At 46.1% G+C, this 8,727-nt stretch carries 8 protein-coding genes and 1 tRNA gene; 3 read left to right on the top strand and 6 right to left on the bottom strand.

Annotated elements, in window-relative coordinates:
* From KGF65_RS15885 to KGF65_RS15875, 3 genes are all read right to left on the bottom strand, one after another.
* On the bottom strand, nucleotides 1-1,346 hold a 1,346-nt coding region (locus KGF65_RS15885), incomplete at its 3' end, for a BspA family leucine-rich repeat surface protein (RefSeq protein WP_216748740.1).
* A gap of 554 nt (nucleotides 1,347-1,900) precedes the next feature.
* Nucleotides 1,901-2,128 (bottom strand): hypothetical protein, encoded by a 228-nt coding sequence (locus KGF65_RS15880; RefSeq protein WP_050337677.1) that lies wholly within the window; start codon nucleotides 2,126-2,128, stop codon nucleotides 1,901-1,903.
* Nucleotides 2,129-2,133: 5 nt separating this feature from the next.
* Nucleotides 2,134-2,907, bottom strand: a complete 774-nt coding sequence (locus KGF65_RS15875) for a type I 3-dehydroquinate dehydratase (RefSeq protein ID WP_216748739.1) — start codon at nucleotides 2,905-2,907, stop codon at nucleotides 2,134-2,136.
* 196 nt (nucleotides 2,908-3,103) lie between these two features.
* Here KGF65_RS15875 and KGF65_RS15870 point away from each other — a divergent pair, with 196 nt between their 5' ends.
* Together KGF65_RS15870 and KGF65_RS15865 are read left to right on the top strand one after the other, a co-directional pair.
* Nucleotides 3,104-4,537, top strand: a complete 1,434-nt coding sequence (locus KGF65_RS15870; protein WP_003639506.1) for an APC family permease — start codon at nucleotides 3,104-3,106, stop codon at nucleotides 4,535-4,537.
* A 329-nt stretch (nucleotides 4,538-4,866) separates the two neighbouring features.
* Nucleotides 4,867-5,316, top strand: a complete 450-nt coding sequence (locus tag KGF65_RS15865; RefSeq protein WP_050337678.1) for a MarR family winged helix-turn-helix transcriptional regulator — start codon at nucleotides 4,867-4,869, stop codon at nucleotides 5,314-5,316.
* 179 nt (nucleotides 5,317-5,495) lie between these two features.
* On the opposite strand, the gene KGF65_RS15860 is transcribed toward KGF65_RS15865, so the two are convergent.
* Together KGF65_RS15860 and KGF65_RS15855 are read right to left on the bottom strand one after the other, a co-directional pair.
* Nucleotides 5,496-6,368 (bottom strand): aldo/keto reductase, encoded by an 873-nt coding sequence (locus KGF65_RS15860; protein WP_216748738.1) that lies wholly within the window; start codon nucleotides 6,366-6,368, stop codon nucleotides 5,496-5,498.
* Between the two features lie 12 nt (nucleotides 6,369-6,380).
* Nucleotides 6,381-7,247, bottom strand: a complete 867-nt coding sequence (locus tag KGF65_RS15855; RefSeq protein WP_101873009.1) for an aldo/keto reductase — start codon at nucleotides 7,245-7,247, stop codon at nucleotides 6,381-6,383.
* A 118-nt stretch (nucleotides 7,248-7,365) separates the two neighbouring features.
* On the opposite strand from KGF65_RS15855, the gene KGF65_RS15850 reads away from it, so the two are divergent.
* Nucleotides 7,366-8,262: a LysR family transcriptional regulator gene (locus KGF65_RS15850; protein ID WP_216748737.1), complete on the top strand. Its 897-nt coding sequence runs from the start codon at nucleotides 7,366-7,368 to the stop codon at nucleotides 8,260-8,262.
* A 333-nt stretch (nucleotides 8,263-8,595) separates the two neighbouring features.
* Here the strand turns inward: KGF65_RS15850 and KGF65_RS15845 are convergent.
* A tRNA-Thr gene (locus KGF65_RS15845) sits at nucleotides 8,596-8,668 on the bottom strand.
* Between the last annotated feature and the right edge of the window lie 59 nt (nucleotides 8,669-8,727).

The following is an 8,727-nucleotide window of genomic DNA, read 5'->3' as shown; positions in this document are numbered from 1 at the left end:
TTAAAATAAGATAGGTCCAACGATTTGAGCTTTTCATCATCCGCAAACAGCCCGTTCATATCGGTGACGTGTTCAGTGGTGAACTTACTTCCGAACTCGATACTTTCTAAGTTGGCCATTTGTCCAAAAGCGCCATCCATTTCAACCAGACTGCTCGAATCAAAATTAGATAGATCCAAGTGCTGAACACCGCTGTGAGCGAACATATTGGTCATCGTGACAACTTGACTGGTATCCCAATCAGTTAAGCCGTCGATTAGACGCAGTTGTTTGTTGTGCCAAAACATATTTTGCATATCAGTCACGTTATGGGTCTGCCAACCACTTAAATTGAGATAATTAAGTTCAGTACCCATGAAACTACCCTTAAACATGTTGGCCATCGTGGTGACCTTGCTCACATCCCAAGCAGTGAGATCTAGCCATTTGACTGCATAGTTACCCTTAAATACCGACTGCATATTCGTCACGGCACTAGTGTCGATTTTTTCTAAACCTTCATAGCTTTCAACCGTTGTCAGTTCGGAAAACAGGCCGTTCATATTCGTTCCGGCGATAATCCGATCGGCAATGAAGATTTTTTTAATCGACGAGGCCCAAGTCTGGCGCTTCCAAGGATTGTCCCCGTAACTGTTCTTCAACGTGCCGCCGTGCAGAGTCAGCGTGCCTGTCGCCACATCAAACTCCCAATCGACGCCAAAGTTACCGGTAGTCGTTGGATTATCCGCTCGTCCGGCATCAGCAATCGTCAACGCCTCTTGTTGTTCAGTCGCCATATCGTTGACATCTGCGTCCGTTCGAACTTGTTCAGTCTCAGCAACCACTTCAGGATGGTGATTGACCGGCGAATCTATTTCCGGAGTCAGGACGTTTTCGACCTGTTCACTCACAGCAGCCGAATTCTCATCAAGGTCACCACTAGCCGCATCACTGATATTGTCTGTCCTATTCACATCTGCCTTATCGACAATGTCGGTGTCTGACTCGCTATTCGCGGCATTTTCGGCACTACTGTCGGTACTAGCCACTACATCAGTAGGAGCGCTGACATCCGCCTCGTCATTCACAGCTGTGTTCTCAACAACCGCGGTATTATCCGCAGTACCGCCCTCGACATCCGCGACCTCGCTAACGCGCATGTCAGCGTTATCATCTTTGGCCGCTTGGGGGTTCATCACAGCTAAAGCCGGCTGTTCAACGTTCGAATTAGTGTGCGCGACTTCCGCGGTGACCTGTTCAGTGTTTGACTGAACAACTGCCTCATCCGCGTGGACACTGACCAGCTGGATATTGACGGCCAATAAGGTCACACCAGCGAATAACCATAATTTACCACTTTTATACATTTTATAACGACTAACTTTCATTTCACGACGATTGATAGGAATTCCCCATTTCTCTGTTAAAAACCTGACTGACATAACCATTAATCGCATTAAATAAAGTGTTTTTACTATATTTAATTATCGTGTTTAATCAATACACGATTTACGGTTTTTAACTATAGCATGGCGTCCTCAGAAAGCTCAACTAATTATTAGATTTCTAATTAAGCTGTTACTAACTTGATTAATATTGTTGTTTATCGCAAAACTATTTTAATATCTCACTAACAGAATGACGGGCTCAAAAACCAGCCGCACACTGATTTCCCACCCACCATTGCTCATATCCCCACTATTTTGTTCACCTGAACAATTTTTGCATCGCGCAACGATTCGTTTGTGTCACTCATCTATCGCTTAACAAAAATCCAACAACAAGTCTCGATTGACCTAGATTTCTCCCGAAATAACCTCAACTGGTTTCCTATCAAAATGCACACAAAAACGCCGCCACCAACAAGTTTTCTCCCCTGCTGATGACGGCGTTTATTTCATCTACTGAACACAAATCTCAGCTATTTCTTCTGCGACCGTCGTTTCAAGACGTGTTGTCGAATCGCGTTATAACCGAGTTCCACCACCATGAATAGCACGGTGATGCCGACAATGTCGATTAAATAAGACCCAATCTGGTAGCCAGTTTTGCCGATCCACAAATCATATGGCCCCTGAATCAATAAGAAATAAATCAGTAAGGTTTCAACAATTGTACGCGTATGTCGCCAAAATGACCGCCACTGCATGCCTTTCACGCTCCTTCAATTGGGACTAGTAGCTGTAATGCTTGTTTGATTTGACTGACCGTCAACTGATTCTGATCACCGACGCGCCCGACGTGTCCAAACGCGACCGCTGAACCCGTCAACTGGCCACAGATGCCGTTGTAACGGCCCATTTTCCCGATCGCCGTGGCAATCACGGGTACGGCCAACTGGCGATGCGCTTGTTCAGTCGCTGCCATCAAAGCCAAAACGTCCTGAGCATCTTGACTTTCGACGGTGACTCGGACGACATCCGCACCAGTGGCCGCCAATGTTTGATAAGTCGTCACTAATTCCGTAGTCGATGCGCGCGTTACCGTCTGGCTAGTAATCAAGCGAATCTTATTGGCTCGCATCTGCTGAGTCAGCGTCATAAAATCAGGTTGGTTGACCATTGCGATGTCGACGTCAACAGCGGCCACGCTCCGATTATTGACCAGCGTTTGATAAGTCTGATAATATTCAGCCATTTCATCCGCGTCATTTGCCATCGTAAACGTCGCCACCAACGGAATCGTCCCTAAGACTTGCTGCAATTGGGAGGCGGTATTGACGAGTTCCGCCCGATTATCTAACTCTTGATATGGATTCAATCGCCACACCACGATTTGCGCGGCCGACGTCAAAATCTGCCCCGCCTTGCGAATCAAGTCCTCCCGCGTCGCTCCCGCCAGGACTACGCCAATTTTCGGCATGCCTGTCGTTAACGCTAACTCACCAATCGTAACTTCTTTCAAGATTATTCCTGCTTTCATCATCATCCGGACCGCCCGAGCCATCCGTCGTTAATAGTTTATTATCCACTCTTAACAATAGCAAATTTTCCCCGTTTTGACACCTAAAATTCATTTTTTATTGCAAAATGTAAAGCGCTTTTAATATTAACTTGTTAATACTGGTATCGTTTTCAATTTGGCCTTACAATTAAGCATACTTTAGCCGCAAAGGAGTTTCATCATGGAAAATGAAAAACAGCTTCGTTGGTCCAACATTGCACTAATTGCATTTGTGGCGGTCTGGGGTCTTGGAAACGTTGTTAACAACTTCGCCTTACAAGGGCTTTCAGTCGTCACGTCTTGGATTCTGATCATGATTATTTATTTTATTCCGTATACCCTGATTGTGGGCCAACTTGGTTCAACTTTCAAAGACGCTGAGGGGGGCGTTTCGTCATGGATTCGTGCGACTAGTACCAAACGGCTCGCGTACTATGCCGCCTGGACTTATTGGATCGTTCATATTCCATATTTGGCACAAAAGCCCCAAGGCATCTTAATCGCCTTTAGCTGGCTATTCCGTGGCAACGGGAATTTTGTCAATACGACACCCGCGTTAGTCGTTCAAGCCATCTGTTTAGTGCTCTTTTTATTCTTCCTCTGGATTGCTTCATTAGGCTTAACGACGCTTAAACGGATTGGGAGCGTTGCTGGGACCGGGATGTTCATCATGTCGATTCTGTTCATTATTTTGGCCGTGTCAGCGCCCTTTATGACCAAAGCAACCGTGCAAACGCCGAACATGTTTTCAATCAAGTCCTACTTGCCTAAATTTGACTTTACGTATTTCACGACCGTTTCAATGTTAGTCTTTGCCGTCGGTGGTTCTGAAAAGATTTCACCCTACGTCAACAAGACGAAAAATCCGGGACGGGAATTTCCACTCGGTATGTTAGTGCTCGCTGGCATGGTGGCCGTTTGTGCCCTACTGGGGTCGTTTGCGATGGGGATTTTATTCAACTCCAAGCACATTCCAGCTGACTTAATGGCCAACGGTGCCTACTACGCCTTTCAACGGTTGGGTGCCTTCTACCACGTTGGAAACTTATTCTTGATTCTCTATGCGATTGCCAATGTACTGGCTCAGATTTCTGCGTTAGCCTTCTCGATCGACGCACCACTGAAGATTTTGCTTGGTGATGCCGATCCAGAATTTATTCCTAAGAAATTGAGCAAAATGAATAAAAAAGACGTGCCAGTCAATGGTTACATTCTAACTGGGGTCCTCGTCAGCATTCTGATTATTATTCCAGCCCTGGGTATCGGTAACATGAACGAATTGTTCAACTGGCTACTGAACCTCAACTCAGTCGTCATGCCTATGCGCTATCTGTGGGTCTTCCTGGCCTACATGTTGCTCAACAAGCAATTGAGCAAGTTCAAGAGTGACTACAAGTTTCTCAAGAACCCGGTTGCCGGTAGACTAGTCGGTGCCTGGTGCTTCCTATTCACCGCGTTTGCTTGTATCTTAGGGATGGTTCCCAAGACTTCCTATGCTAGCAACCCCAGCAGTTGGCTGTTCCAGTTGACCCTCAATATTTTGACGCCAATCATCTTCGTGGCGCTCGGCATGATCCTGCCGATGATTGCTCGGCGGCACCGGACCCAAGCTTAACTGACAGTCAATATCTGATTGATTATCAGGTCCAAATGAGGCCTCGTACTATCGACTAACATGCTCAGTAATTCGTCGTTTCATAATATAATTAATCCATCAAAATCCCAGTAATGGTCCACAACAATGACCATTACTGGGATTTTCTGTTCACCACCAATCAACTGACACCCCACGCAACCAAATTCAATTACAACTCAAATTGAATTTGTGCCAATCAATTTGCGGCTCACAATTTAACACTTTTCGGCTATTTGGCGTTATGATTATTACGACATCAAGTTGATTTTCGTTTACCAATTATCCAGATCAAAAGGAGGTCCTTATTGATGACCAGCGCTGATTCTTTCGACATCTTCCTCAGCGATTACGCCAACGTTTCTCGTTACCTTAGCACCGAGCTGAGTGCTTTACTGACAACCTACCACCTCACCTTAGACGCATTTTTAATTATGCATGAGATTGGCAAAAGCCAAGCGCCGCTGCTCTTAATGGATATTGCACACCGGCACCACGTCTCACGCAGTGCCATCTCACGCCAAATTAGTGCGTTACTTAGTTATGGTTACGTTCAGCAGCAAGCCAATGCGAGTGACCGCCGTCAGAAAAGTCTCCTCCTCACCGACAGTGGTCGCGAAATCGACCAACAACTCGTCGCGACGATGCGTCAGAGCGCAAATCAATGGGCTAATCTACTGGGACCACAGCGCGTGACAACGCTGCTCGGCATTCTTGAAGACTTCAACGACCAGGTCGTCAATCAGGCCACGACCGAATAAGCAATCTCACAACTAAAGCGGTGCCCACTGACTCGAAATAAAGTCAGTGGACACCGCTTAGTGATTGTTGATTAATTTTCTTTTCAAACGATTTTCAGACAGATTGATAAACGTACCGAACATCGTGAAAATGATTCCAGTCCGTCCAATCATCGTAGTGACTCTGATATTGTGCTGAATTAATCGTCAGCGTGCACGTCGAATGCCCCTAATAACCGTTCTGCTACACCTGGTGCCTCAGGATCATGTTGGGCCTTGCCGGTATCCAACGCCCGCAACTGATCCATCTCCGCAGCCGTCAATTCAAAGTCAAAGATCTCGCGATTGCTCTTAATACGAGCTGCATGAACAGACTTCGGAAAGACGATGACGCCTTCTTGATTTTCAAAGCGTAAAATAATTTGACCAGCATCCTTGTGGTATTTCTGTACAAGCTGTTGAATGACTGGTTCATTGAATAACGCCTGATTTCCCTGAACAAGTGGTGCCCAAGCTTCCACTTTAACATCTTGTTTGGCCAATAATTCCCGTAGCGGCCGTTGCTGCGTGTAGGGGTTAAATTCAACTTGGTTGACCGCCGGAATCGTCTCAAATTGTGGGACAAATTGTTGCCACAGTTTGGGGGTCATGTTGGAAACCCCAATCGACTTCAACTTACCCGCTTTTTGGGCAGCTTCCATTGCCCGCCATGCGCCAGGAACGTCGCCATAAGGTTGATGAACCAAGTACAGGTCGATATAATCCAAGCCTAATTTCTCAAGCGACCGGTCGATGGCTTTTGCAGCCGGCTCCTCGCCATAGTCTTGAATCCATAGCTTACTCGTGACCCAAATTTCATCACGAGGAATCCCACTATCCTTGATGGCGCGGCCAACTTCATCTTCATTGAAGTAAGCCACGGCCGTATCGATGTGCCGGTAGCCCAATTCAAGAGCTTCTTTGACGGCATTATAAGTTGAACCGTCGTCCGGAATTTGAAAAGTACCGAATCCGATAGCAGGAATGGCCCGTCCATCGTTTAACTTAATTGTTGGATTTTGTTCAGTTGTCATTAATCCACACTCCTATTCGTGTAATTGCTTGAGACTAGCGCCAAAAATCTGTTCAATTGTCACTGGATCCCGATGATCAAAGAATTGACTGACACCCTTATCGAGACTTGCCAAAGTCGCCATTTCACTAGTTGATAGTTCAAAATCAAAGACGGCCATGTTTTCAGCCATACGCTCCGGATGCACCGACTTCGGAATCACCGTAATGCCCCGTTGTAAGAGCCACCGCAAGATAACTTGACCAGTCGTCTTATGATGGGCTTCAGCAATAGCTTGAATGGTTGGCTGGTTGAAAATATCGTGCTTACCTTCTGCAAACGGGGCCCAGGCTTCGACGCGAACTTGTTCATGCTGATTAAAGTTAACTTCGTCGGTCTGTTGATACCACGGGTTAACTTCAATTTGGTTGACCGCTGGTTGGACGGTCATCGTCAATTCAAGATTTTTGAGCTGGTCGGCATAAAAATTAGAAACACCAATCGCACGAATCTTACCGGCATGATAAGCTTCTTCGAGTGCCCGCCATGCCCCCATTGTATCACCATAGGGTTGATGTAGCAGATAGAGGTCCATGTAATCTAACCCCAGTCGTTTTAATGAAGCGTCAATCCCACGTTGCGCCCGTTCATAAGTGAAGTCCGAAACCCATAATTTGGACGTAATGAACAGGTCTTCGCGCTTGAGCCCACTATTTTTGATTGCTCGTCCCACTGCTTCTTCATTTTGATAAGCCGTTGCTGTATCAATCAGTCGATAGCCGGCCTTCAAAGCAGCGGTCACTGCTGCTTCACAGTCGTCTAAGTCAGGCACTTGAAACACACCGAATCCTAGTTGGGGCATTGTAACGCCGTTATTCAAAGTTGTCGTTGGTATCATCATCATACATCCTTTCTACGCTTGATTACATCAATTATCATACACGCAGACATTATCCTTGAAAATTACCACTTATTCATACTAGTATACAAGTAACGTATACTAAAGGTGGCTCGAATCCATGATTGAAACCTATCTATTAGAAGAACTCGTCACGTTTGCCAAACAGCAGACCTTAGCAAAAACGGCAACGGCATTGAACGTCACTCAGCCGACGATTACCCGGGGCATGCAGAAGCTCGAACAAGATTTAAACGTCCAACTGTTTGATCGGCAACCAAATCGCATCTCGCTCACCGCAACTGGCCAACTGGCAGCGCAAGAAGCTGAAAAGCTCTTACAGGATCAACAAACATTCATCACCAAGATTCAAAATTACGAACAGTCACAGAACCACCTACTGATTGAAACGACGCTTCCCGGCCCGCTGGTTTTTCTGACGCACTTAAACGACCAATTGCCAGCCAACTTAACCGTCAATCGCGATTTAATCACGGTGGCGCAACTGTCCGACCATCTCCGCAACCATCAAGCGAGTCTGATTTTCTCTAATCAAGAAGTGCTGACCGCTGACATTGAATCCCGTTTTATTGGTACCGAAAATCTAATCGTGAACTTACAAAAATTTATGTATCAAGCCAATCAGTCGCGCATCACGTTTCATGAACTGGAAGGCATGAGCTTTATCGTTTTAAGCGCAATCGGCGCCTGGAAACAAGTGATTCAATCCGCCATTCCCAATGCCAAATTTCTATATCAACCGGAACGTATGGCATTTGCAGAAATTACGAAATATTCAGACTTTCCGTATTTTAGTACGAATTTATCGCCGTGGGATCCAACCGTCGCCGTTCGTGATTTACAGGATGACAACCGTGTCGGCATTCCCATCAGCGACACAAGCGCGCATATGCCAATCTACGTAAGTTATTTGACTAGTCAACGTGCCAATGTGTTATCGCTCTTAAACCAATTGAGTGCGGCCTGGCCAGCTGTCATCAGCCATCCACAACGATGAAGCGACGAGGATTGTATGTCCAGGTGGAGACCACTCATCCCTGTTAAATGATAACTAACCCGTTTTCAGTGCTTCGTTAAAAGGCAACACATGAACTTGTACGATTACTAAGATCAAGTTATACGTCGCTAGTTACGGCTAAGATCCATACACCGTTCCCCATAAACGTTGCACCAGTCCGCGTACGTCTGGTATACCTGGGTCTTCAGATGCCTTCAGAATGTCCTCAAAAATGATGAATTCAAAAAAGCGGAAGTACTGTGAGCGTTGCTGTTCAGTCAGCAACGACCAGTGCTTCCGCTTTTTTGATTAGCCAGGCGACAAATGTCTTGAAGCCGTTCAGCAGATTTGAACTGCCGACCTCTTCCTTACCATGGAAGTGCTCTACCTGCTGAGCTAGAACGGCATAACGAACCTTTTCCAGTATACCAAAAGCCATTCAAAATTCAAACCTTGGTTCTGGGT

Source organism: Lactiplantibacillus sp. 30.2.29 (genome assembly GCF_018991255.1).
GTDB classification, from domain to species: Bacteria; Bacillota; Bacilli; order Lactobacillales; family Lactobacillaceae; genus Lactiplantibacillus; species Lactiplantibacillus pentosus.
Note: the sequence above shows the minus strand (reverse complement) of the source record. Positions and strands in the feature narration are given on the sequence as shown.

Excerpts from the sequence above, each read along its gene's own strand:
- KGF65_RS15855 (WP_101873009.1), bottom strand. The coding sequence starts at position 7,247 with ATGATGATACCAACGACAACTTTGAATAACGGCGTTACAATGCCCCAA.
- KGF65_RS15865 (WP_050337678.1), top strand. The coding sequence starts at position 4,867 with ATGACCAGCGCTGATTCTTTCGACATCTTCCTCAGCGATTACGCCAAC.
- KGF65_RS15875 (WP_216748739.1), bottom strand. The coding sequence starts at position 2,907 with ATGATGATGAAAGCAGGAATAATCTTGAAAGAAGTTACGATTGGTGAG.
- KGF65_RS15850 (WP_216748737.1), top strand. The coding sequence starts at position 7,366 with ATGATTGAAACCTATCTATTAGAAGAACTCGTCACGTTTGCCAAACAG.
- KGF65_RS15870 (WP_003639506.1), top strand. The coding sequence starts at position 3,104 with ATGGAAAATGAAAAACAGCTTCGTTGGTCCAACATTGCACTAATTGCA.
- KGF65_RS15860 (WP_216748738.1), bottom strand. The coding sequence starts at position 6,368 with ATGACAACTGAACAAAATCCAACAATTAAGTTAAACGATGGACGGGCC.
- KGF65_RS15880 (WP_050337677.1), bottom strand. The coding sequence starts at position 2,128 with ATGCAGTGGCGGTCATTTTGGCGACATACGCGTACAATTGTTGAAACC.